Source organism: Desulfovibrio intestinivivus (assembly GCF_053570665.1).
This window is the reverse complement of the sequence record NZ_JBRBQT010000001.1, coordinates 1,228,927-1,251,618: the sequence shown is the minus strand read 5'-3', so window position 1 is coordinate 1,251,618 and position 22,692 is coordinate 1,228,927. Positions and strand designations below refer to the sequence as shown.

Annotated in this window: 22 protein-coding genes, 1 tRNA gene and 1 pseudogene; 11 read left to right on the top strand and 13 right to left on the bottom strand. The window is 48.1% G+C overall.

Annotation, left to right across the window (positions count from 1 at the left end; translation table 11 throughout):
* Window positions 1-30: 30 nt before the first annotated feature.
* Window positions 31-819: an L-2-amino-thiazoline-4-carboxylic acid hydrolase gene (locus ACUZ9P_RS05320; RefSeq protein WP_449248931.1), complete on the bottom strand. Its 789-nt coding sequence runs from the start codon at window positions 817-819 to the stop codon at window positions 31-33.
* A 363-nt stretch (window positions 820-1,182) separates the two neighbouring features.
* Here ACUZ9P_RS05320 and ACUZ9P_RS05315 point away from each other — a divergent pair, with 363 nt between their 5' ends.
* From ACUZ9P_RS05315 to ACUZ9P_RS05300, 4 genes are all read left to right on the top strand, one after another.
* Window positions 1,183-1,677 (top strand): GyrI-like domain-containing protein, encoded by a 495-nt coding sequence (locus tag ACUZ9P_RS05315; RefSeq protein WP_449248930.1) that lies wholly within the window; start codon window positions 1,183-1,185, stop codon window positions 1,675-1,677.
* A gap of 235 nt (window positions 1,678-1,912) precedes the next feature.
* Window positions 1,913-3,382, top strand: a complete 1,470-nt coding sequence (locus ACUZ9P_RS05310; RefSeq protein ID WP_449248929.1) for a 4Fe-4S dicluster domain-containing protein — start codon at window positions 1,913-1,915, stop codon at window positions 3,380-3,382.
* Window positions 3,383-3,591: 209 nt separating this feature from the next.
* Complete coding sequence (locus ACUZ9P_RS05305) at window positions 3,592-4,392, top strand: DODA-type extradiol aromatic ring-opening family dioxygenase (RefSeq protein WP_449248928.1); 801 nt, start codon at window positions 3,592-3,594, stop codon at window positions 4,390-4,392.
* A gap of 54 nt (window positions 4,393-4,446) precedes the next feature.
* Window positions 4,447-4,522, top strand: a tRNA-Ala gene (locus ACUZ9P_RS05300).
* A gap of 307 nt (window positions 4,523-4,829) precedes the next feature.
* On the opposite strand, the gene ACUZ9P_RS05295 is transcribed toward ACUZ9P_RS05300, so the two are convergent.
* The 5 genes from ACUZ9P_RS05295 to ACUZ9P_RS05275 form a co-directional block, all read right to left on the bottom strand.
* The gene (locus ACUZ9P_RS05295; protein WP_449248927.1) at window positions 4,830-5,267 is read right to left on the bottom strand and encodes a hypothetical protein; all 438 of its coding nucleotides are present in this window, start codon (window positions 5,265-5,267) and stop codon (window positions 4,830-4,832) included.
* Window positions 5,268-5,269: 2 nt separating this feature from the next.
* A complete protein-coding gene (locus ACUZ9P_RS05290) occupies window positions 5,270-5,983 on the bottom strand; it encodes a sensor histidine kinase (RefSeq protein WP_449248926.1) in 714 nt (237 codons plus the stop codon).
* Between the two features lies 1 nt (window position 5,984).
* A complete protein-coding gene (locus tag ACUZ9P_RS05285; RefSeq protein WP_449248925.1) occupies window positions 5,985-6,902 on the bottom strand; it encodes a restriction endonuclease in 918 nt (305 codons plus the stop codon).
* Window positions 6,903-7,402: 500 nt separating this feature from the next.
* On the bottom strand, window positions 7,403-7,972 hold the full coding sequence (locus ACUZ9P_RS05280) for a hypothetical protein (protein ID WP_449248924.1): 570 nt from the start codon (window positions 7,970-7,972) through the stop codon (window positions 7,403-7,405).
* A 73-nt stretch (window positions 7,973-8,045) separates the two neighbouring features.
* Window positions 8,046-8,291 (bottom strand): hypothetical protein, encoded by a 246-nt coding sequence (locus ACUZ9P_RS05275; RefSeq protein ID WP_449248923.1) that lies wholly within the window; start codon window positions 8,289-8,291, stop codon window positions 8,046-8,048.
* 152 nt (window positions 8,292-8,443) lie between these two features.
* On the opposite strand from ACUZ9P_RS05275, the gene ACUZ9P_RS05270 reads away from it, so the two are divergent.
* Both ACUZ9P_RS05270 and ACUZ9P_RS05265 read left to right on the top strand, forming a co-directional pair.
* Complete coding sequence (locus ACUZ9P_RS05270) at window positions 8,444-8,962, top strand: hypothetical protein (RefSeq protein WP_449248922.1); 519 nt, start codon at window positions 8,444-8,446, stop codon at window positions 8,960-8,962.
* Between the two features lie 42 nt (window positions 8,963-9,004).
* Entirely contained in the window at window positions 9,005-9,493 is a 489-nt protein-coding gene (locus tag ACUZ9P_RS05265; RefSeq protein ID WP_449248921.1) for a hypothetical protein, read from the top strand.
* Window positions 9,494-9,682: 189 nt separating this feature from the next.
* Here ACUZ9P_RS05265 and ACUZ9P_RS05260 read toward each other — a convergent pair whose 3' ends face one another.
* Together ACUZ9P_RS05260 and ACUZ9P_RS05255 are read right to left on the bottom strand one after the other, a co-directional pair.
* A complete protein-coding gene (locus ACUZ9P_RS05260) occupies window positions 9,683-10,861 on the bottom strand; it encodes an HD-GYP domain-containing protein (RefSeq protein WP_449248920.1) in 1,179 nt (392 codons plus the stop codon).
* A gap of 363 nt (window positions 10,862-11,224) precedes the next feature.
* Entirely contained in the window at window positions 11,225-11,851 is a 627-nt protein-coding gene (locus ACUZ9P_RS05255; protein ID WP_449248919.1) for a hypothetical protein, read from the bottom strand.
* 292 nt (window positions 11,852-12,143) lie between these two features.
* On the opposite strand from ACUZ9P_RS05255, the gene ACUZ9P_RS05250 reads away from it, so the two are divergent.
* Window positions 12,144-13,313 carry an HD-GYP domain-containing protein gene (locus ACUZ9P_RS05250; RefSeq protein WP_449248917.1) on the top strand — a complete coding sequence of 390 codons (1,170 nt, stop codon included), beginning with the start codon at window positions 12,144-12,146 and terminating at the stop codon, window positions 13,311-13,313.
* Between the two features lie 129 nt (window positions 13,314-13,442).
* Window positions 13,443-13,760, top strand: coding sequence for a DMT family transporter (locus ACUZ9P_RS05245; RefSeq protein ID WP_449248916.1), 318 nt, complete (start codon window positions 13,443-13,445; stop codon window positions 13,758-13,760).
* Window positions 13,761-13,897: 137 nt separating this feature from the next.
* Here the strand turns inward: ACUZ9P_RS05245 and ACUZ9P_RS05240 are convergent, their stop codons facing one another.
* The 4 genes from ACUZ9P_RS05240 to ACUZ9P_RS05225 all read right to left on the bottom strand — a co-directional run bounded on the left by ACUZ9P_RS05240 (window position 13,898) and on the right by ACUZ9P_RS05225 (window position 17,627).
* Window positions 13,898-14,545, bottom strand: a complete 648-nt coding sequence (locus tag ACUZ9P_RS05240; RefSeq protein WP_449248915.1) for a L,D-transpeptidase family protein — start codon at window positions 14,543-14,545, stop codon at window positions 13,898-13,900.
* A gap of 269 nt (window positions 14,546-14,814) precedes the next feature.
* Complete coding sequence (locus tag ACUZ9P_RS05235; RefSeq protein ID WP_449248914.1) at window positions 14,815-15,816, bottom strand: DUF6976 family protein; 1,002 nt, start codon at window positions 15,814-15,816, stop codon at window positions 14,815-14,817.
* Between the two features lie 7 nt (window positions 15,817-15,823).
* A complete protein-coding gene (locus ACUZ9P_RS05230) occupies window positions 15,824-16,060 on the bottom strand; it encodes a hypothetical protein (RefSeq protein ID WP_215648831.1) in 237 nt (78 codons plus the stop codon).
* A 910-nt stretch (window positions 16,061-16,970) separates the two neighbouring features.
* The gene (locus ACUZ9P_RS05225; protein ID WP_449248913.1) at window positions 16,971-17,627 is read right to left on the bottom strand and encodes a hypothetical protein; all 657 of its coding nucleotides are present in this window, start codon (window positions 17,625-17,627) and stop codon (window positions 16,971-16,973) included.
* A 310-nt stretch (window positions 17,628-17,937) separates the two neighbouring features.
* Between ACUZ9P_RS05225 and ACUZ9P_RS05220 the strand changes: the two genes are divergently transcribed.
* From ACUZ9P_RS05220 to ACUZ9P_RS05210, 3 genes are all read left to right on the top strand, one after another.
* Complete coding sequence (locus ACUZ9P_RS05220) at window positions 17,938-18,453, top strand: hypothetical protein (RefSeq protein ID WP_449248912.1); 516 nt, start codon at window positions 17,938-17,940, stop codon at window positions 18,451-18,453.
* A 616-nt stretch (window positions 18,454-19,069) separates the two neighbouring features.
* Window positions 19,070-20,830 carry a hypothetical protein gene (locus tag ACUZ9P_RS05215; RefSeq protein WP_449248911.1) on the top strand — a complete coding sequence of 587 codons (1,761 nt, stop codon included), beginning with the start codon at window positions 19,070-19,072 and terminating at the stop codon, window positions 20,828-20,830.
* Window positions 20,831-21,137: 307 nt separating this feature from the next.
* Window positions 21,138-21,995, top strand: a complete 858-nt coding sequence (locus ACUZ9P_RS05210) for a hypothetical protein (protein ID WP_449248910.1) — start codon at window positions 21,138-21,140, stop codon at window positions 21,993-21,995.
* 338 nt (window positions 21,996-22,333) lie between these two features.
* Here ACUZ9P_RS05210 and ACUZ9P_RS05205 read toward each other — a convergent pair.
* Window positions 22,334-22,609: pseudogene (locus tag ACUZ9P_RS05205) on the bottom strand (tyrosine-type recombinase/integrase); the annotation flags it as partial.
* Window positions 22,610-22,692: the final 83 nt, after the last annotated feature.

Below are 22,692 nucleotides of genomic sequence, written 5' to 3'. Positions count from 1 at the left end.
TGGCTGCAAGGCCTCCGCGCAACAGCCGCGTCACGCCATGTCCCAGCCCTGGGTTGTTTCCCGCCCCTGCTTGTAGCGGAAGTCGCATACATTGCCGCCCTCAGCCAGCGTTGAGGTGCGCGCAAGGCCCGTGCCCTCTGCCCGTGCGGTGGGAAAGTCCACCCGGCAGGGATAAGGAGCCAGCTCTGGCATGCCCAGCGAGGCAAAATACTTCATCAGCCCGCATTCCGTGTAGTTTACACCGATATCAAAATCACGCCCATCTCCCCGAAATACAGTCTGCACCCAGTCCAGCGGGTAGCGCCGCTGCTGGCTGCGCATGGCCCAGCCCTGCAACAGGGCAAAATACTCCGGCGTAAAAAAGCGCTGCCCATTGGCGCGGTACGCTTCCTTTTGCTCCTCAAAACTGTAGACCGCCAGATCGTACACAAGCTTGCCCACATCCCTGGCGCTGAATCCGTACGGGCGCATGGCCGTGTACAGCGCCGCATACTGCGGCCCTACCAGAAAACTGGGGTAGGTCAGGTTCTCCGGCCCGCCGATATCCGGCAGCGGCAGCAACCGGGCATGGGCCTGCCTTGCCTGGGCAAACATGGCGCGCAAATCCTCTGCTGGCCTCTGCCCGGCGAGCATCTGCTCCGCACCGGCGCACATGCCCGCGAATTCGGCCTTAAGGGCCTCATCGCTCACCGGCTTGCCGACACCCTGTGCAATGGAGGCCATACAGGAATAAGGCAGCAGCAGAGCGGCGCAGGTTCCCAGAGCCAGAGAGCAAAATACGCGCCGGGTATAGCGGGGAAGCATAGTGGCATGGTGCATGGCGGTTCCTGCTTGCGGCGCGCTTGCGCGCCAGACTAGGGGGTTACGACTTGGTTCACACTAACGGGAGCTAGGGGCGCTGTCCACGCGAGCCATAGCTGCGGCATGGGAAGTGGCATGGATGCGCGGCACGCCTCCTTTTGCAAGTAAATCACTATTAATTACAAATTATCATTCACTAATTTTAAATATAATTCAGCGTAATATACGCCATAGCGATTTCATTACATTGGTATACCGGTTGACATGTAAACATAACTGGTACATGCAAAACGGCTACCCGGCGCAGATGGAAGACTGACGTCATTTCACCCCTGCCGCCGGAAACTGTTGCCCTGTGATCATATCTGCCGAGGAGCGTTCATGCCAATGCCTTTTGCCGTTGTGGTGTTGCAGCACCACAGTGTCCGCCTTTTCGGTGTGCGCATCCACACAACCCTGCACAACGCCCCGGAGGATTGCCCCCGGCTGTGGAAGGAAGTTTTTACCCCCCGCATGCCAGAGCTGAGCGGCAAGCCCAGCAATACCTATCAGGGGCCGTCTTACGGGCTTTCTTTGTTTACAGACCACGCAGGGCTGGCTTTTGATTACTGGGCTGCAATGGAAGCTCCGGAACTTGCCGCGCCGCCCGCTGGCATGGCCGAGGTCACCCTGCCGGGTGGTCTCTATGCCTGTTGCCGCATCCCCGCCGCCGGAATGCTTCAGGAAGCATACGACTACATGTACGATGAATGGCCCCAAACGCCGGACGGCTATACCGTTCTGGCAGACAAGCCCTGCTTTGAGCGCTACGACAGCCGCTTTATTCAGTCCGGTACCCACGATGTCTATGTACCTGTGCTGCCCCGCGAAAAATAGCCTCCGCTTGCGACCTATTCTCCCTCATCTCCCAGCCCCTTGGGCCTGATTTTCAGGCCTGCCTCTCTTTCATTTCCCTCAACTTTTTCCCTTGCCTGTTTCGGCCACAAATCACACTATAAAAGTATGCTATAAATTGCACTCTTTTGGGGAATATGCCATATTGCGAATGAATCGTAATAATCGGCAATTCGGCTGCACCCTTGCGCCCGCATATGCCGATAAGGGAGCATACATGGCACTGACCCGACGTAATTTTTTGGTGGGCGCGGCCTCTGCGGCAGGCATTGCGGCTGCTGGGCTGGATGCCCGGGCCGAAACCAATGGCGCGAGCGCCTCTGCCCAGCATGCGGAATACGCAACCTTGCTCGACATTGAAAAATGCATCGGCTGTGGCCAGTGCGTGGAGGGCTGCCGCGAGCGCAACGGGAGCCGTTATCCGGAAGTCAAAAAGCCCCTGCCGGTCATGTTTCCGCCTGGAACCAAGGACGAGGACTGGTCTGGCAAGCGGGATGTGGACGACAGGCTCACGCCGTACAACTGGCTGTATATTGAGAGCGTTACCGTGCAGAAGGACGGCGCGCCGCTTGAACTGCACATTCCCCGCCGCTGCCTGCACTGCACAAACCCGCCCTGCGCCAACCTTTGCCCATGGGGCGCTGCCAGCCGCCAGCCAGAAACCGGTACGGTGAGCATAGACAGCCAGACCTGCCTTGGCGGGGCTAAATGCCGCACGGTCTGCCCCTGGCATATACCGCAACGACAATCGGGCGTAGGGCTGTATCTTGACCTCATGCCGCGCTTTGCCGGCAACGGCGTCATGTACAAGTGCGACCGTTGCGCAGACAGCTTTGCCCACGGCCAACTGCCCGCCTGTGTGGAGGTTTGCCCCCAGCAGGTGCAGACCATTGGCCCGCGCGATGAAATTCTGGCGCAAGCCCGCAAGCTGGCGCAGGAGCGCGGCGCGTACCTTTATGGCGTGACGGAAAACGGCGGCACCAATACTTTTTATCTGTCGCCAGTGCCCTTTTCCGAACTGGCGGCGCAGGCCAAACCCGGCCCCGGCAAGCCCACCTTTGGCCCGGTGGCGGACTCCATGGCGCAGGCTGGCAACCTTACCCGCATGCTGATGACAGCACCGCTTGTGGGCGTGGCAGGGGCGCTGGTGAACGCCGCGCGCCAGGGGCAAGACCAGAGTCCGAACCACACGCAGGCCCGCCCTCTGGGTGCGCTGCATGCCCCCAAGGCTGAAGCTGCCCTCTCCGGAGGCTTGCTCAAGAAACTGTGGGTGGCAGTGGCGCTGCTGCTCGGCTTTACGGGCATGATGCAACTGCCCGTGGCAAGCCGCTACGGCATTGCCAAAGTTCCCGGCCTCACATGGACAGGTGATTTCTACACCACGCTGAATGTCCATTATGTTCTGGCTGCTCTGCTGCTGGCGTTGGGCCTGTATTGGCTGACCCTGCAGGTGCGCGGCAGGCTGCGGGGCCGCCTTGCCTACTGGGGCAAGGTGCGGCTGGCAGTGCTTGGCGTTGTGGTGCTGAGCGGCATGGCCCGCGTTGCCAAGAATCTGCCTTCCATCACGTTTTCGCCGGGTATGACGACCTTTATTGACCTTGTGCATCTTGGTTTTGCCGTGCTGCTCGGTGTGCTGTGCCTCTGGCTGTGGGTAACGGGGCGCGGCGCATGGCGCGAGGATGGATAACGGGCACTGCCCGCAAACATGACGGCATGCACAGGCGGATATTCTGCGGAATGCCCGCCTTCATTATGGGTTTGGCTTCCCCAGAAAAAATTTGTCTGTACTGATCACTACAGCTCTTGGCCCCGGCAGGGTTTGGCGCTACGCTGATTGCTGCATCTTCCCTCCTCAAGCTAGTTTTGTGACATCCACCCCCACCAGCGAGGCGCATCATGACCATGCCCGCATTTTACATCCCCCACGGCGGCGGCCCCTGCTTTTTTATGGATTGGATGCCGCCCGACACATGGAATGCTCTTGGCGGCTGGATGCGCTCCATCCCGGCGACTTTGCCGCAACAGCCAAAAGCGCAGATTGTATTCTCCGCCCATTGGGAGCAGTCGGAATTTACCCTGCTGACCACGCGAACCCCCGGCCTGTATTACGATTATTATGACTTTCCACCGCATACCTATGAGTTGCAGTGGCCTGCGCCGCCAGCGCCGGAACTGTTTGACCGGGTGCGCCAGTGCATGCGCTCGGCAGGGTTGCCGCTGGCAGAGGACACTACGCGCGACTTTGACCACGGCGTGTTTGTGCCGGGCCTGCTGATGTACCCAGAGGCGCAGATGCCCACGCTGCAAATATCGCTGAAGCGGGGGCTTGATCCGCTGGAGCATCTGGCGCTGGGCCGGGCGCTGGCCCCGCTGCGCGAAGAGGGCGTGCTGTTTGTGGGCAGCGGCATGAGCTTTCACAACATGCGGGCCTTCCGCTACGGGGATAATACGCCCATTGAAGGGGCGGATGTTTTTGACAACTGGCTGACGGATGCCGTGCGTAACCCCAATGCCGCCATGCGCAACGCTGCCCTTGCGGAATGGGAAAAGGCCCCCGGTGCGCGCTTTGCCCACCCGCGCGAGGAACATCTGATTCCGCTCATGGTGATTGCAGGGGCTGCCGGAGCCGCACAGGGCAAGCTTGCCTGGCATGGCAGAGCTATGGGCGCACCGCTCTCTGCATTTTCTTTTGACTAGATGAAATAAATACTTGCGCCCCACAGAGAAAAGGTATAATTCCAAATTCCTCATGGGGCTGTAGCTCAGTTGGGAGAGCGCTTGAATGGCATTCAAGAGGTCAAGAGTTCAATTCTCTTCAGCTCCACCAGATAGGTAATTAAAACCCCCGATCATTGAAAAATGGTCGGGGGTTTTTTCGTTTTGGGGATTCATGGAAACATGAGTTCCCTTTTTTCGATTCGGCGAGTTTCGGCGTCGCAACTGGAAAAATCAATTATATTGAGATGAAGGAGTCAATTTTTCCACCACTCCCAAGGCAATCTTGCAACTACCAAACGAATGGGTTGAGACTTACGTTTTCTATCTTTAGCCATGAACCAATTACGGTTTTTGAAGGTACAAGCATTGAGAGCGCAGGCAAATTGCTTCAAAATTAATTTTCTGAACAAGAATTGTCATTTGGAGCTTAATTTTGAAACATATTCAAGCTGTTTTTTTACCGCCTCTTTAATTTTTCGTACTTGCCCCTTTATAATATATTGTACTGAGAGGGTATCAGCAATTTTTGAGATTTCTGGATTGTCATGAACTGTAAAAATTATCACACTATTTTTGTCGTTTCCATAATCTCGCAATTCATGAGCAATATAAAGCCCATGAAATTGCTTATAGGCTTGCCCCTTAGATTCTATTAGGGCATTAGACGCAACATCTATCGGAATATTCATGTCTATAATTGATACAGCAAAAAAATGATGTTTTTCTATAAGTTTTAGAGCGTCACTGAAATTGGTGCACATTAAAGGATTGAACCCTAAGTTTTTCACAAACTCCTCAAGCCAGCTCATCGAATATGGCTCATCATCAAGAATTAAGACATTTCTATTGTTCATAGTTACAGACTCTCCGGGAAATATAAAAGTGTTCGACATTTTCCAAATTTTGTGTCGTATTCCATGTCGATACTCCCTTTAAAAATGTCTTCCATTATTCTCTTGCAAATGTACAACCCGATTCCAGAACCTGAAAGCGTATGTTGCTGTGCACTCGCATCACGAAAGCCAAGGTCAAACAGCTGGCCTCGCGTGGAGTTATCAAAAGGAATACTGGAAGTTATCACTTCAACTATTAATTTTTTTGTAGAGTTTTGTATCCATGACTTTACTTCAACAATTGAATGCTCTTTTGAATATTTGACAGCATTGTCAAATATATTTATGAAAACTTGTCGCAATAAGTCATGATTTCCTAAAACTATATGTTGGTCATCTCTGTTTAAATGACGAATTTCAATTTTCTTTTGCATAGCCTGTTCTTGAAAAAACTGCGATGCTTGAATAATTACTTGAGGCACTATACATCTCTTTAAAAGTTTTCCATCATAAACAAAAGTTCCATCTATTGATAGTTTTGCAAAAAAATCAAAATTTCTAATGATGGCAACAATGCTTTCCAATTGTGAGCGTGCAGCGTTGATCTTTTTTAAACTGTTGTGCGGCTTTATAGTGCCATCACAAACATTATCAAGAGTGCCAATTACGCCATTTATTGGGTTAATGATTTGATGGGTAAAATTTGATATGACTTGTAGAAGTTTTTTGTCTTGCATCTTACCCTCTTTGAGTTATTTCAAATGTATTTTCAGCTGTGAAGATTATTTTGTATCGCTTTAACATTGCTAATTCACAAAGAAATTTTTTCATTTCTACAGAAAAAGCGAATCTTGGGCATTCTGCAATGCATAACAGTGTCTTCTGTTTATCTAGTTTGCAAGTGAATTTATTTGGCCTTATGTATGTATATGCTGCGGAAAGAATTGCGAAAAAAACATATCTATCATGAACACATTTCCCCTGATATTCCATCCAGTTTTCAAGGTCATCACGTTTTAATGGCTTTATGATAAAATGCCCATTGTTCGAAATATCAGAAAAAATATCATCTACAAGCTCGACAATACATTTTGCCGCGAAGAGTGACGGAGAATTTAGCTTCCCATCCGCCTCAGCATGCGCGGTAAGTATCAATTTTTTTAATTGGAGCAAGCTATGCTCTGAAAAAAATGTGCCAAACTCTGCCTGCTGATTAAAGTAAAGCTGTTTAATGTAACTATTAGTGTTGACGAGACCGACTATATCTGAAATTTGCCAGTATCGTATTTGTGGAAAACGATTGTTTGAGTTCCACTTTTCTATCTCGTCTTTGCATGGATTTGATATTGTTGACGACGTCATAATAAGCATACAGTCAGCTCGATCATTGCTGCTGCAGTATATTTTTTCTGCAACCACCTTCCAAGATATCGATTTTTTGTAATGCTTGCATTCTATATGCCATTTTTGAATATTTGTATGTCCAGAAAAATCTTTAAAAACATACTCACCTACGAGGTCACGACCACCATCGCTAGCTGGTGTACGCCATTTGACGTTAAGCAATCCCAAAAGCAATAATAAATCAAATGACAAATTTTCAAATTCTGTTGGGTCTAATGTGTGTATATCTTTTTTAGTAATTTGTCGTAACATTGCATTTCTCATTTTTTTTAAAAAATATGTTTTTTAGTATAAAAAATCAACGATTGATGATGGTTTTGGGTCCTCTCGGTTAAAAACCGTAATTGGTTCATGGCTAAAGATAGAAAACGTAAGTCTCAACCCATTCGTTTGGTAGTTGCAAGATTGCATTGGGAGTGGTGAAAAAATTGACTCCTTCATCTCAATATAATTGATTTTTCCAGTTGCGACGCCGAAACTCGCCGAATCGAAAAAAGGGAACTCATGTTTCCATGAATCCCCAAAACGAAAAAACCCCCGACCATTTTTCAATGATCGGGGGTTTTGATTACCTATCTGGTGGAGCTGAAGAGAATTGAACTCTTGACCTCTTGAATGCCATACAAGCGTGCTTAGCGCTATGCCTGCGGCAACGGGATAGCCCCCAATTGCCCCCCTTGCCTACCGCCCAAGATCCATCAGGAAAAGGTCTTTCTTGATGCTGACAAACTCCGGCGACACAAGCAAGCAAATCAAACGTAGACATTCACAGAAGGATTCACAGCCGCCTGCGGTGCCGCACTGGCACCCGCGCTATCACTGGCAACGGCTACCTGGGCAGGTTGAACCTGCGCCGGTGAAAGGCTGGGCTGAGGAACTGCCGCAGGGGTAGCTTCCGTAGCAGGTGCACTGGCCGCAGGTGCTGCTTGTGATTTTTGATCCGTCTGCGGCAGTTGTTGCGGCTGGCCTACAGCGTCCTTTCCATCTGCTGAATCTTTGCCCTCTGCTGCTTTCTTTGCCATTTCTTCAATACGTTTCTTGATTTCTTTGAGGTTGCGCCTTGATTCTTCAGAAACGCTCGCTTGCATTGCAAATCCCATTTGCCGAGCTGCCTTTTTAGCCGCGAGCGCCACCTCTGCTGGGGTTTTGGCAGCAGCGCACGCTGCCATGCCTGCTTCAAGAATGGCCTGTTGGCGATTCATGCTGGCGCTTTGCTCGATCTGAGCTCCAACCCGGGAGGCTTTAACGTATTTTGATTCACCTGATGACGCCGACACAAAATTGCGGGACATCAAGCTGGAGTCAACAGATGATATACTCATGATGGCCTCCCTGCGCTCAGACGATGTTACCTGTTTTATCGACTAAAAAAGTAAAAGCTATAGGTAAATATTTTTATATATGACCATGACTCTGATGCTTGCGCACTGCCGTTAAATGCACCGCTGTTGCCACCATGCTGTAATCATATAATTTTATTGATACTCCCACATGTTGCAGATTTTTCTGCATGCCCAAGCCCTCCCCTCCCAAAATGCCCTGCCAGACATGTGGCGCCAAGCCCACGCCAGATTTTCCTCCGAATGTATCGAATTGCTTCTCCACCTTGCCAGCAAACAATATCTTTTTGATACACTTCACATTGCGCAATGCGACAATTTTTGTATAGTTGATATTTTACTGTAATTATTAATGTAATGCACGATGCCCTATTTTTTCTATTGACAAGATATCAAATATCGAAGAGCAGTCATTCTGAAAACTGACCGCTACTGAGTTTTTTGGAGCAGTTCATGAAGTATATTATTCCACTAGTGTTTGCTTTTGCGTTGCTTCCCGCCTGCGCAGGGCCATACCCTCAAAGAACGGGCAAGCCCATTAAACAACTGGCCTGGGCGCAAACCTTTAACCCAGAAACCGGAAAGCCCGCAAAATACTGGTTTCCTGAGTTCAACAAAGAAGAAAATGTTGACCCGGTAGAGGCACGGCAAGAAGAGCTGCGCTGCATATACAAGCTGTATGACGGAAAAAACATCAGCGAGTTGCAGCACCCCAATATGACGCACAAAACCCTGCCAAAAAAAATGCATCAGCGGTGGGCGTATTCGATTTCGTATGTTGAACAAACCACAAAGTCTGAGGGGAATTCTGATTCAGACGAAGTTATAAGAACAAAGAAAAGGACTATTTTTAATTTTTACACTGACGTGGACGGAAACATCATTTCGTGCACATGGATCAAGGGCACCCCAGACTATCTGGCTGAACAGCGCACCAAGGGAGATAAGAATGAAGACGGCCCTGCCCAATAGTACGGTTGCAGCTATTCGTACCCTTGATGCCCGGAGAATCAGATGCTCAAAAATATAGTGCTGTTCGGTTTGTTTGCAGTGCTGATAGGATGCGGCGGTAGGCACGGCAAGGGATACGATGGTCGGGAAGAAAATTATGTTGATACCGGAACCGGCTATACAATGTGGTATCCAAAAAATATGCACGAGCGTCACTACTATACATCTGTAGTCAAGGATTATGCTGAAAGTTGCAGCAACAGCATTTTTATGGATGTGAATCTGCTGCCTGACGCTCAGGATGTGTACAAGGATGATGCCGACGGCATACGCACCTATGCCTTTGTAGGCACATATTATGCCGATGGTGGGAGCTATAAGTCTTTTGACGGCAGTGATGTGAGCCGCACAATTTCCCATGAGTATTTTTTTAACGTCATTATGAACCAGAAGGGCGAGCTGCTGGATTGCAGATCACATCACTCATGGGACACAACCTATTCAGTCGATTCCCACGAGCGGCTCACCTTGCCAGTGATCAGGTTTAAATAGCAAAAACCACGGCCTTTGCCGAAATTGTGCGCCCCCCCCCCCGACCATCTTTCGATGACCGGGGGGTCTTATTTTCCTATATGGTGGAGCAAGACAGAACTTAACTGGCGACCTCTTGAACGTCATTCAAGCGTGACCCAACGCATTATGCCAACGGCGGCGAAATGGCTGTAAAATTTGATTCCCCGCCTACCGGTCAAGAAACATGCGGTAAAACTTGCTGTTCTTGATGCTGGCAAGTTCTGACGGCACAAGCACCCGGTTGATGCTGACCTGATCGTTCTGCGCAAGCTTGAGGTAGTACGGCGCGTAGGGTCTGTCTTTTTTAAGTATGACAAGCACCGTGGGCTTGAGGGGCGACTTGTGATCCTGCTGGCATACAATGCCCGTTGTTTCGTTTGAGAGCTGCACCACCGTACCCACCGGGAATATGCCCACCAGCTTGATAAAGTGCTCTACCAGACCCGGCGCCCACGCCTGCCCCGACATGGTGAACAGCTTTTTTACCGCCTGCGCAGGGGGGATTGCGTTTTTGTACACCCGTGAGGATGTCAGCGCGTCATACACATCGCAAATGGATATAATGCCACCGTGCAGGCTGATGGCCTCGCCGCTGAGCTGGTGCGGATAGCCGGAGCCATCGTGCCGCTCGTGATGGTGCAGTATGCCGTCAAGAATTATACTGTTAATCCAGGGAATATCCTTGAGGTTATCGTGGCCAAGCCTGACGTGCGAACGGATAACCGAGGTTTCGTCCGGGCTCAGGCTGCGCGGCGCATTCAGAATTTCCAGCGGCACAAAGGCCTTGCCGTAGTCGTGAAAAAGCCCGGCCATACCAGTATCAAAAGTTTCATCATCGTCCAGCCCCAGAAACTGGGCAAAGGCGATGGAAAAGATGGCGACGTTGATGCTGTGCCTATAGGTATAATCGCTGGTTTTCTTGATGGTTGTGATAAGCAGCAAGGCGTTGAAATTGCGGTGCAGGCTTTGAATAATCTCGTTTACAAAGGCCTTTAGCTCCGCAACCTCAATGGCGCCCACCTTCTTTTCCTGCATCAGGTTTTTGATGTAGTTGCAGGCGTCAAAATACAAGTCACGCGCCCGGCAAAGCTCCTCGGCGAGCGGTGTTTGCCGTGCGCCGCTGTGCTCCGGCGCGCAATGGCACGTACCTGATTGCACAGGCACGGAGCGGTCAGGATCGTAGTAGGCTTCTGTATAGCCAGACGCAATAATATGCTTGATCTGCTCGGCACTTTTGATGACGCCACTTTTGCCATAGACAAACGGAGCATTTATCCAGGATGCCATGGGCTCTACGAGCCACATTCCCTGGCGTAACTGCGTTACGGATATCTTTATCGGCTTCATGAAATCTCCCGCCAAAAGCATTGCCATGAATATAGGTTTGACCGAGGCAGACCATGCACCTCGCAAGCGAAATGTGATTACTTATCACCTTAATCTGATTTTTTTAATCTATCAAATGGAAATTCGGCTCCATATTTATACAGGAATGCTTATCATCAAAGTCTGAATCGCGTGAAACTATTGATTCATGGCTGAGATTGGAACCAGAAGTTGATACATGCGCGCGGCATGTTGCCCAAATGAATGCACAGCGCATAGGCTGCACCGGCACTGCATCCCCCCTGCATACATACAAAAAACCCTCGAATTGAAAAAATCGAGGGTTTTTTGTGTTGTAGACTCTGGTGGGTTTGCACGCGCGGCTCACTGCGCAGCGGCACGTTCGCCCGTTTCGTAAACTGTCTTTGCATAGCCGGGCAATATGCTTTTAAATAATGCATCGATATCTTTTGGGGTTTGAGCAGGCGGCATTGTATTTTTTTGATATATCCGCATCCCTATACTTCTGACAGGCTCTTTGCTGTCTGACTGAAGGTCAAATGTGCGCAATATGAGCGAGAACCTATACACACGTGGTTCCCACAGTATTCTACGCTGCATCTGGATGTTAAAGAATGGAATAAGAACATATCTGGCCCCTGCCTTTTTGCCGCTTTCAATGGCTTCTTCGTCTGTTTCATATCTGCTGCCGGTGGATATTGCCCCGGCATAGGGGGCAAGGGTTTCCTTGAGCAAAACCACAATCTCCGCGCCAGTTCCGGGGTAGCGCTTTGCATCAACAATACCGCCTCCGGGGCTGTCATCAAAATCAGGAACATCCTTGGGCACGGCAATATACGTGCTCTGGTTCTTCTCAAGTGGTGGAAGCGTCTTGGCTGGTGGCACTTGGGCGGCACACCCGGTCAACGCAAGCAAGGCCAGAAGCAGCATCACGATTTTTTGAAACATCTCTCCTCCAGCATTCAGCATCCACAAAAAAATCTGAAACATGATTATTTCATAATTATTTTTATATTACCACCAATTGCATTAGTATGGTTTGTTGCCTTATGCATCATTGCTGCTGGTGCCCCTTGGGGGGGGACGGTAAAAATTGGGTTCGGGGCCACTATAATCCACTTATTTTTGAGCAGCTTGACAATGATAGTGATAATTGATTTTGTTGCATATAGGTTAAGATTTTTGTTTTACTGGTAGCTGCCGCGCGCGTATTGCCTCCTTTTTGGATGCCCCCCCGTGCGCGCCTATTGCGTCAAACTCCAGATGTGAAGTGACGAACGGCATGTCATCAGTGCGTATTTCCATAGACCGCCTCAAGCCTGGCATGTTTTTGGTCAACCCCGGCATCTCCTGGCTGGCAGAACCCAATCTTTACCAGCAAGAGGGGTTCATCGCCTCGCAGGATGAAATCAGGGCCATTACGCGGCAGGGCTATGCTGAGGCCTGCTACGATCCCATTCGCTCGCAGATTGTGCGCAATCTGGAATCGCCCCCTGCGCCACAGACGCCGCTTACCGAAGAAATTTGTGCGGCACGGGGTGCGTTTTCCGCTGCTTATGGGCATGTAAAATCATTTATGCAGAGCGCCGCCAGCGGCACCATTGAAGTTACGGCTGTGGAGCCATGCCTGAGCGCCATCAAAAAGAGCATTGTGCGCAACCGCAACGCGCTGCTCTTGTTGGCAAATCTCAAGAGTCTGGATGATTACATGTACCGCCACAGCGTCAATGTGGCCATTTTTGCCGTGTCGTTCGCGCAATATTTGGGGATGGATGACGAAGAACAGCGGCAGATAGGCATTGCGGCGTTGTTTCATGATTACGGCAAGGCGCTGCTGCCCGCCAACATTCTTAACGCGCCGCGCAAGCTCAACGCGGACGAAATGCAGATCATGCATTCGCACGTTGAACGCGGTCATGCCAAGCTGCAAGCCACGGGCAAATTTTCGGCAGAAGTACTGGAAGGCATTTTGCAGCATCACGAGCGGCACGATGGCACAGGCTACCCATACAACCTTTCCGGCGACCAGATAGGCATTTTCGGGCGCATCATTTCCATTTGCGATGTGTATGACGCCCTAGCCTCAAAGCGCGTGTACAAAGACGCCATCCACCCCAAGCACGCCCTGGGCACCCTGTTCAAGATGGGCGAGAATGCCTGGGCGCCCGGCTATGCCGAGCATTTCATCAAGATGGTGGGCATCTTCCCCATCGGCACGGCGGTGGTGCTCTCTAACGGGCAAAAAGGCATTGTGTGTCATTCCGACCCGTATGCACCCTCATTGCCGCGCGTGCTGCTGGTCAAGGATTGCGAGCACGGTGTCAGGCCGCTCCGCACCATCGACCTGTGGCGACAAAAAAGCATTTCAGTCAACAGATCACTTTCCAAAATCGAAACAGCCTACTGGGATATTGCCGCCCTGCTTGATTCCGCTCACGAGGACGATGCGTAGCTTTGCCGTGGCCGCAGCATCTGGCGTTCGCAGTATGCAGTGTGTTTGCCAGGTCTTTTGCACATAGCACCACAAGATGCCTTTGTTTGTCGCGTCCGGCTTTGAAAAATCAACCATCATGGAGGCTGTATGGCGTGGCTTTATCTTGTACTGGCGGGCTTTCTTGAAATCGGCTGGCCCATCGGCCTCAAACTGGGCTGGACGGAAGAAGGGCTGCGCGTGCTGTGGCTCGGCTTTGCCATTGCCTGTATTTTGTTGAGCGGCATGATGCTGCTGATGGCCCAAAGAGAAATACCCATGGGCACAGCCTATGCGGTATGGACGGGCATTGGCGCTGTGGGCACCTTTGTGGTGGGCATTGTTGCCTTTGGCGATGCGGCTGCGCCCTTGCGCATGGCCTCCGCCGGTTTGATTATCGCCGGGGTGATCGGCCTTAAATTCGCCTGATTCCAGCCATCGGCAACTCTGATAAAATTGGCGGGGCAGTGGCGCTCAATCATGTTGCGCCACTGCCCCGCCTTTTGTTCATGCCCTTGCAGCCGGGCGTATCCGCCAGACTCCATGCAAAAGCTTGCCCCTACGGGCTACTTTGTCAGGCTTTTCAGTTCTGCATCAGAACCCGCAATGGCAATGCGCGTACCGGGCTGTATGAAGCCCAGAATCTTGACCATCGCTTCTTCCGGCACGCTGATGCAGCCGGATGTGGGCTTGTCCTGCGTGCAGTGCAGAAAGATTGCCGAGCCAGCGCCCTTGACGATTTTATCCGTATTATACTCGATCACGGCTACGTACTTGTAGGCCACGGTTTCTTTGGACAGATCTTCGGCAGATTTCCAGTCAACGGGGGTTGTATCCTTTGTAACCCACTGGTTGTAGCGGGCTGAGGCAACGTCATCCACCCACTTTTCGTCGCCTGCAAGCTTGGTATAGGCAATGTTCACCACAGGGGGCGTAGCCAGCCCAAAACCGCGCCGGATTTCATACACGCCCACGGGCGTTTTGCCATCGCCCTCGCGCTTGTCCACGCTGCAACCGTTTCTGCCCACATAGGCTTGTGTGCGCAGCAGTTCCTGCCGGGTGCCGTTGGCTGTGGAGTACACCACCAGCGTGCCCGTGGTGCCGGAGGCGACAACTTCAATCTCGGTTGTGGCGGCCTGGCACTGGCTTATGCCGTTGCTGCCGCAAACCAGTACGAAAAAAAGCAGACAGACCGAAAATAGATATCTTTGCATGGTGCCTCTGAATGTTTGTACAAGCTTGCTGACCTATTGCCCCGCCGTTGCGCAACGAAAAGCTATGCAAGCTATTTTCTACGCAATAGCCCGGCATACCTGCTACACGCTCGCATACTGCTATCGCGATTCGCGGGCATATTCAACAGCAGGACACGTTACTAAAACAGAAACGAGCCCCATATGCTACAAAAGCCCCGACCAGTGATGAACTGGCCGGAGCTTTTTGCAGACGCGTAATGGCAGAAGATTGTTCTGCCTTACGCGCATCAGTAATCTTTGATTTCCAGGTACACAAGAGTCTGGTTTAACAGCTGGTAGGCTATTTCGCCAAACGTAACAGGCCCGACAAACGCGCCTGTCTTCTTGTTTTCAAGATTGGAGAACAGGTAATTCAGAATACAGTTGCACGAAAACACAACCTTATCTGTATCCGAACCCATTACCTTGCTTACATGCGCATCAAAGGCCGCCACGTAATCAGCAATCGGCTTTGCATGTTTATAACGGATGCCGCTGAAAACCGGTGCATAAAAATGCACCATGTTTTCCGCCTCGTTTATGCACTGAAAACTGATGTTCACCAACGCGCCATAGTAGTCGGCAACGATTGGCAGCCTGGTATCCAGATTGTGTTCTTTGAGGTAGGCAGCGAAATTGTGTGGAACGCCATTGACCATGACATCCTTGGCTGAGAACCCGTCGGCAGAAAAGGTCAGCGTATCGCCATCGCCCTGCTCAAAAAGGTTGATGATGCCGATCTCTGCCAGCTTGCCGGGCTTGAGCTCTGCCCGAAGCACTATGGCGCCATCTTCAATCATGCTTCCCGTACTGCCGTTAAAAACCTTTGGTGTTTTTTTGCCAAGATCGTCCAGATGCACGCCTGCAATCCAGCCGATGAGCGGCGACATGCCGAATGATTTGTAGTTGGGTGCATTCACAGCAAAGGAAAGATGCGTTTCGCTTGCCGCAGGTATCAGAATAAAACTGAATCCCTGCTTTGGCCCCTCCACATACACATTGGCGAGGGTGTCTTTATTGTACTGGGCAATGCTGACGCTTTGGGCAATATCGGTAATGTCTGTAACAAATATGAGTTCACGGGAGGCAAGCCCCCCATGCTCTTTTGTAATGAAATAAGGAATTGTTCCGCCAACCCAGTTGCCCTTTGGCAACTGCTGGATAACAGCTTCTTCGCCTGCAAGAAGAAGTGAACGCCCTTCGGAAATTTTTTTCTGAACGTCATGTATCCCCATAATTGACTGATTCATAAGTTCCTCACTTCCCGAAAATTGTTTTGACATCATCCTGCACGGTTTGCGAATTGGCGTTCTGCACAAACAGGTTATACAGCTGGTCTATACTTGAGGCGATATTCTGCGGTGTTGGGTTGTCATGAACCCCGCGCACCAGCCGACCGAGCATGATCTTGGCTGCCAGAAACTTGAGTTCGAAGGTCTTCTTGCCAGTGATAATGTCTTGCCAGCCCGCATGGCTTTTGCTCGGAACTTCCATTGGCTCCTCCTTTTTCAACTAGCTGAATACACTTGAGTTATGAATTCATGCACATTCCTGTTCTTAATGTAAGAATAACCACATGAAAAATACAAAGTAAAGGTTAAATAATAAGTTATGTAAACAAAATCAGTTACACGCCTTATTTGTGCAATTGCATACATATTTTGCACACAAGCTTGAATTTATATATTTCAAAATCAGCATGTTATAAAAAACACAATAAAAATTGCACATATAGGTTATTTACAAGAGAAAAATTATACAAGCTGAGCGCAGCACGGCTTGCTCAATAGTATCAGCGTCCTGTTGGCAAGCAGGCATAAAAAAACCCGGTCATCGAATGATGATCGGGGGGCACTTTTCACCTATTCGATCCAATTTTTATAAACAGGGAGGCCCACAAGGCCAGCAGAGGGCATTTGGAGGCATCTAACCGTTCTGATGATGATTACCTATTCCAATCCCGAAGAGACCACCAGAAGCCTCTCACGATCCTGACCGTAAACTCCCCCCTAGTGTCACCATGCGATACCTGGGCATTGAGGACAAGGAAGTGCTTGAAATCCTTACCTATGAAATCTGATTGGGATATACAAAATGTATCGAAATGTATCAAAAAGAACGGGGAATATACATTTAATAGCCTGATTTTGTTGGCGGTGTAAGGTTTGGGGCATGATGCCTTAGTATGGCATTCAAGAGGTCAAGAGTTCAATTCTCTTCAGCTCCACCAGATAGGTAATTAAAACCCCCGATCAGAAAGCCCCCGGTCATCGCATCTGACCGGGGGCTTCGTTAACACCTTCAGATTATGTATAATTAAATATTTTTATTGCCATACATAAACCCGTAACGTACGCATATCCAAGGGGGTTAGCCTGTTGTTGTCGGCAGCGTTTTCCGCCGGTTAGGGCAACACAAGCGGTTTTTCTCTGGTTTCGTATTTTTGAGCCTGTTGGAGAACTTCCGCAAAGTAGTGCTGGCAGTTGTGAACCACGGCGTCGTAAACCGGGGGGATGAAATTTTGGTTGAGCGCGGTGTCCCACTTATTTTTTTCTCTTTCTTGAGCGACATCGATCCTTGCCCTGTCTATGTATTCCTTGCGGTATTTGGGGGCTTCCACCTGATATTTTTTTAAGTCTTCAGCGGATTCAGAAAATTCGCCAGAACCGGTCAGGCCAAAATTGCTGCCCTCACTGCCCACAAAGTGCATGTGGTCATAGTGTAAGTTGAAGAGCGGAACTTTCGTCCCGTACATTTTTTTGCCTCTATCGCCAGGAAGTCTGAGTTCCCTCACCCCCATGCGATAGTAGAGAACAGCCGCATCCGGGTCTGGAGAATATTGCTGCAAGGTAGAGTGGTCGCCCTGAGCGTGCTTTTTTACTACGTCAGCAACGCTGGCCGGATACATGCGCTCCTCCAGCGGGGCATTTTGCGAAAAGGGCATGGGAGTCTCAAGCGCTGTTTGTTGCCTGTGGGAGGGTATGGTTGCTGCTGTTGCAGAACCTTTAAAGGTGAATTGCCCGTTGCTCAAACGCGGTTGATCTGAAACGTCGTGCCCCATGTTTCTGGTGCTGAAATTGTTCGCTGCCATGTTTCCTCCTTAAAAGGTTTGGAGGAGATATAGCAGATGAGGGCGTTTATGTAATACTGAAATGTTTCAGTCGTTTTTTTGTTCTTTTCAGTTTGGAATTAGGGGAAGTTGGTGAAGAAAAAAATAAAATCTTTCAGTTGGCTATGATTTCGTGCAGAGGCTGTGGCAAGGGCATAAATGATGAAATTTTTTGCAGATTTTGAAAAAAAATATTTTTATTTTTTTCTGCCCCAATTTGTACATGCTTGAGCAAAACACATAAACCTCTTTGAGGAATTATATGGCATTCCCAACAAAAGCGGAAATAGAAGCAAAATCTGTAGGGCTACTGCGAGAACACTGGCCTAGCATTATTATCTTGATTCTTACTTGGTATGGTTGGCTGGTAGATGACGACTATATGGGGCATGTGGTGCAGGCTGTTGGAGCGGCTGGCGTTATTGTGCTGCTGTCACTTTTTAAATTGCAAAAAAATATATGGATTTATATCTCAGGCATGTCTTTATGCTTCATAGGTGCTGCCGAAATAATAGACACTCACCATATCGCTAACATAATGAGCCTTGGATGGTTGTCCTCATGGTCTACCTTCATAATAACAATTGCAGTTCAGGGTTCTATTGCTTCGTTTATCTGCGTACTGCTCCTGTATATATTCTTCTTTAGGTCGCAGATTAGCGCCGCAATGCTGGTCAAGATCCCCATCTGTATGTTATTTCTGCTCGCGGCCCTGGGGCCAACATTTATGTCTTTCTGGATGCTTATGGCCCTTAGCGGTCTATTCGGGCCAGTATAGTCGCGCATTCTGGCTCAAATTGCTTGTGGTTGTGCGCCGTGAATGAGTAGACGTAACGCAGAGGGTTTACATGACATTCCCAACAAGTGCGGAAATAAAAGTAAAATGGGGGGGCTTGGTGCGGGCGCACTGACCATCATCACTTTGATTTTTACAATTGTGGCGGGCTGGAAAGGCGGACTATATGGGCCTAGCTGTTAAGGCACAGGACGCTTGCCCCGTCTTTGGCGTGTGTAATGAATTGGCTGTTAAGGGCAATACTTGAACGGTCGTTCCCCCATTCTACCCCTCAATATTCTAATATAATTAAACTAAACAAAGTTACGGGTAAATACTTGTGTTTCATTGTGCGGGGAATATATACTAGAAATTATTTTTATCTATAAGTCATAACGCGCGATTGAGTATAACGACCCATGCAGCACCGCCAAGCGTGTGGCTGTTGTGCAGGGCGCTTGAAGCGTAGAAAATTGCAAATAGATGTGTCTGATTTCAATAGCTGCCCGTGCAAATAGTTCATGATATTTTTTCGAATAAATTTTTCTTTGTGTCAATTTTTTTAGTGTGTTGTGCAGCAATGAAAGACTGTTTTTGAACTATAAAAAGGATTTTCATAATGAATGAAGAATGGATTCTCCACAAAAAAGAAACTCGACGTTTTTTCTCTAACGCGACTTGGGTTCCATTAAGGGAATCCACCGACCATGAAAAAGGAAATTTCAAATGTATAGGTTACGTCAGGGAATTTTTTGGATGTGGCTCTGCCGCATTTCCATCAGAGCACAAAAAGCTAGTTGAGGAACATTTATCTTGGAGCGACCTTGGATTAAGTCGAGAGGTCACACCATATGCATATAAAGATGGCTATTATTCACCCATTGATCAGTATCAATATAATGACAAAGAACCAATTGGCGTCAATCTCGTCTTTGTTCACCCTCAGCCTGTCGTTGGTGGAAGGCTATGGATATTGAATCCTGATCTGGTTGTGGCACTCCGCCTTATAAAGGAAGGTGCGAACTGGGTAAGGCCAGAGGAAAATTTTGTTGTCGTTGCTCGTGAGGTTCTTAATGATAAAGGCGAACATGTTTTGATCGAGATTAAGCGAGAATTTCTTCTTGATTATTTAGCCGCAAGAAACCTTTCACTGCGCCTCTCGTATTATCGGCAACGAGTTGAAAATGTAGCTAGTCTTGAGGGAAGTGATTACGTAAATCTAAAAAAGCATCAAGAGGCGCGAGACGGCGGGCGATTTGAACTTCGAATTAATTCTGTAAATAAGGTTTTCGGGGGTAGTTGGGCTTCATTCAGAGCATGGCGAACGGACGTTGATGAAGATGAAGACGCTCCCGTGATGGGGCCAGAAAACGACCATAATACCAGTCATGAAAGCTCTAAAGGGTACCGTGGAGATTATCAAGGTGTTAGGATTGAGGGCGAATTTTGGAGAGATGAATGGATCGATCATCAATCCAAGAGTGTGCGAGTGCGTGGAGATGCAGAATTGAATCTGCCTCAATTCATCGTGGACACTGATGGTAAGCGCATCGGATCATCCGAACTCAACAATGAAGATATTGGTCGTTGGCTGTGGTTCCGTTCCGGTGTTGTCTCTGAGCTTCTTAGTAATCGTGGATTTAAGCTTGAATGGTACACAGCAGAAACAGGTGGCATACACTCAGCATGTGGGTATAGAATTCACTTCGGAATTAATTCATCTGACTTGCTGACTGTCTATGCTTATGATATTGCCCGCCTATCCTCATGGGAGCAACATATTTGGGCTGCATACAACGTTGCTCCAGAAGGTAAAGTGTCCAGTGAACTACTCAATGCACAGGTCAAAGCTCAACCAGCATCCACTTATGCCGTTGAGGAATTACTTTTTCATAGTATGCGACTGCTAGAAGAGGGATTTCAAAAGGACCACCAAATTTCGCTATTCATCAATGACATTGATGACGGCGAGACTATGCAGCAAATTTCTCGATTTGCGAGTAAAGATCAAACCTCACTCTTGAAATTAGCAAAAGAACTTATCCGTGTCTTCTCGGATCGGCTCAACATTCGAGAATTACGGAAGATTTCAACTAGCACAGAGAAAGATAAGCTTGGTTCAAATAAGCTTTTGCAGGATATTTTGTCTCAAAGAATTGGAGTTGAAGCGGCTCGCAAAATTTTCTCCAAAATTGCTGGCACCTATGACATGCGCGTTGGAGATGCGCACCCGACGGGATCAAAGGTTGCAGAAGCCATCAAACTAGCAGGTGTTAACTCGGAGCTCTCTTATCTAAAGCAAGGCGAGCAATTAATTAACAATTTTGGGCGTTCCATCTGGCTGATAGGCAAATATCTCTTTGGGCAATCGGAAGAATAGGCACCGCGCAGGTCACCATGGTGCAAAAAAATCGTTTTGCATCGCTTAAAACTAAGTTTCGACATATTGTGGGGTTGGGCAAGATAAAAGAAAAGGCAGTTTAAGGTGCAACTGAACGGTCTTTTCTTTTATCTGAAGTATATTAGGGTAGGGTACGTGATTAGTATGAATATGGAGTAACAAGAAAACAAATTTGATGTGATTTTAAAAATATACTGGCATTAGATGTCAACTTCATAATTTCCACTGAAGCTAACGCGAGTGCGTAATATATTTTATATATGTGTATTAAATAGAGGAATGCTGTATGGATGAAGTACGTATTATTAATTGTGCCAGTTATGAAGAGAGTATTAACACTTTAAGTGTAATCTACGGAATAGATAAGGAAAAAATTTTAACAGAATTAAATGCTTTAGATATCGAAAGCATATTTAAAAATGCAGAATATGGTTGGCCATTACACTATTACATGTGTGAAAAATTTGGAATTAAGCCAATTCTAATCAATAAAATCCACTGGTTTCATTTTTCAAAAACATTGTGTCCAGCTCTGTATTGCAAAATAGGTATCTTACCAACAAATTTGATCCTGCCTGTACTGATGCGTACATGCTATAATATTATAGAAAATAAATCGAATAAAAGAAGAAAAAGTAAAACAAAGAGGATTAGGAAAAAGTTAAATCAAAAGATATGGAGTAGAAGAAAATGGCGTAAGATCTGGTACTTTGCGTTCAAAGATCTTGATTTTAATGATCGATGCAGATTTGACGCTAGAGTACAAGACCTTGGTCCGAATGGGATGCTAATAAAGGAAGTGGGATTGCACCCTAAGGGAGGAACAGGACATTTTTATGAGTGCCCAGAGATTGTTAGAGGATTATTAGCAGCTATTGATAGACGATATCATACAAACATATTGGATAAATTTATTGAAAAGGGCCAATCATGTGTAGTTACTTTTACCACGCAACTTGACCGAGACATTAAGCACATTGCAGAGCCAATATTAACTTATGTTTTCAAAAAAATTCGTGGAAATGAGTTGGGTCCTGAATGTAATACAAATTACAACGCAAAAAACACTACAATAGGCACAAAAGATATATTGAATGTTGAATCCATTGAAATGATTGATGGGAAAGCAATGTTAAAAACATAAAATAAAATTTTAGTTTGTGATAGCGTGTTTGAATAATATATAAATATGGCTACCTAGCGTAGTTGCAATCATGACCAAGGGGCTTGCCCCCGTCTTTGGTGTAGAGAGCCTGATTGCCTAAGAAATACTCCAGAACACGCAAAAACCCCCGATCATTTTTCGATGATCGGGGGTTTTAATTACCTATCTGGTGGAGCTGAAGAGAATTGAACTCTTGACCTCTTGAATGCCATACTAAGGCATCATGCCCCAAACCTTACACAGCCAATAAAATCAGGCTATTAAATGTATATTTTCCGTCCGTTTTGATACATTTCGATACATTTTGTATATCCCAATCAGATTTCATGCGTAAGGATTTCAAGCACTTCCTTGTCCTCAATGCCCAGGTATCGCATGGTGACACTAGGGGATGAATGGTTGAATCTTTTGCAGATCAGCTCAAAACCCACACCAAATTTTGTCCTCTGAATATATCCGAAGGTTTTTCTAAGGGAATGTGCGCCATAATTGCCTTCAAGGTTTATGGTTTTGCACCACTCCTTAATCATGCGGTTTACGGTCATAATCGTGAGAGGCTTCTGGTGGCCTCTTCGGGATTGGAATAGGTAATCTCATCATCATAATGGTTAGATGCCTCCAGATGCCCTCTGAGGGCCTTGTAGACCTCCCTCGCGATGACTTGCCAAGCATTCTT

Coding starts and splice junctions, on each gene's coding strand:
- ACUZ9P_RS05255 (WP_449248919.1), bottom strand. CDS start 11,851: ATGTTTCAGATTTTTTTGTGGATGCTGAATGCTGGAGGAGAGATGTTT.
- ACUZ9P_RS05235 (WP_449248914.1), bottom strand. CDS start 15,816: ATGAATCAGTCAATTATGGGGATACATGACGTTCAGAAAAAAATTTCC.
- ACUZ9P_RS05290 (WP_449248926.1), bottom strand. CDS start 5,983: ATGCAAGACAAAAAACTTCTACAAGTCATATCAAATTTTACCCATCAA.
- ACUZ9P_RS05305 (WP_449248928.1), top strand. CDS start 3,592: ATGACCATGCCCGCATTTTACATCCCCCACGGCGGCGGCCCCTGCTTT.
- ACUZ9P_RS05210 (WP_449248910.1), top strand. CDS start 21,138: ATGGATGAAGTACGTATTATTAATTGTGCCAGTTATGAAGAGAGTATT.
- ACUZ9P_RS05240 (WP_449248915.1), bottom strand. CDS start 14,545: ATGCAAAGATATCTATTTTCGGTCTGTCTGCTTTTTTTCGTACTGGTT.
- ACUZ9P_RS05265 (WP_449248921.1), top strand. CDS start 9,005: ATGCTCAAAAATATAGTGCTGTTCGGTTTGTTTGCAGTGCTGATAGGA.
- ACUZ9P_RS05280 (WP_449248924.1), bottom strand. CDS start 7,972: ATGAGTATATCATCTGTTGACTCCAGCTTGATGTCCCGCAATTTTGTG.
- ACUZ9P_RS05260 (WP_449248920.1), bottom strand. CDS start 10,861: ATGAAGCCGATAAAGATATCCGTAACGCAGTTACGCCAGGGAATGTGG.
- ACUZ9P_RS05295 (WP_449248927.1), bottom strand. CDS start 5,267: ATGAACAATAGAAATGTCTTAATTCTTGATGATGAGCCATATTCGATG.
- ACUZ9P_RS05215 (WP_449248911.1), top strand. CDS start 19,070: ATGAATGAAGAATGGATTCTCCACAAAAAAGAAACTCGACGTTTTTTC.
- ACUZ9P_RS05315 (WP_449248930.1), top strand. CDS start 1,183: ATGCCAATGCCTTTTGCCGTTGTGGTGTTGCAGCACCACAGTGTCCGC.
- ACUZ9P_RS05310 (WP_449248929.1), top strand. CDS start 1,913: ATGGCACTGACCCGACGTAATTTTTTGGTGGGCGCGGCCTCTGCGGCA.
- ACUZ9P_RS05245 (WP_449248916.1), top strand. CDS start 13,443: ATGGCGTGGCTTTATCTTGTACTGGCGGGCTTTCTTGAAATCGGCTGG.
- ACUZ9P_RS05320 (WP_449248931.1), bottom strand. CDS start 819: ATGCACCATGCCACTATGCTTCCCCGCTATACCCGGCGCGTATTTTGC.
- ACUZ9P_RS05285 (WP_449248925.1), bottom strand. CDS start 6,902: ATGTTACGACAAATTACTAAAAAAGATATACACACATTAGACCCAACA.
- ACUZ9P_RS05270 (WP_449248922.1), top strand. CDS start 8,444: ATGAAGTATATTATTCCACTAGTGTTTGCTTTTGCGTTGCTTCCCGCC.
- ACUZ9P_RS05250 (WP_449248917.1), top strand. CDS start 12,144: ATGTCATCAGTGCGTATTTCCATAGACCGCCTCAAGCCTGGCATGTTT.
- ACUZ9P_RS05225 (WP_449248913.1), bottom strand. CDS start 17,627: ATGGGGCACGACGTTTCAGATCAACCGCGTTTGAGCAACGGGCAATTC.
- ACUZ9P_RS05230 (WP_215648831.1), bottom strand. CDS start 16,060: ATGGAAGTTCCGAGCAAAAGCCATGCGGGCTGGCAAGACATTATCACT.
- ACUZ9P_RS05220 (WP_449248912.1), top strand. CDS start 17,938: ATGGCATTCCCAACAAAAGCGGAAATAGAAGCAAAATCTGTAGGGCTA.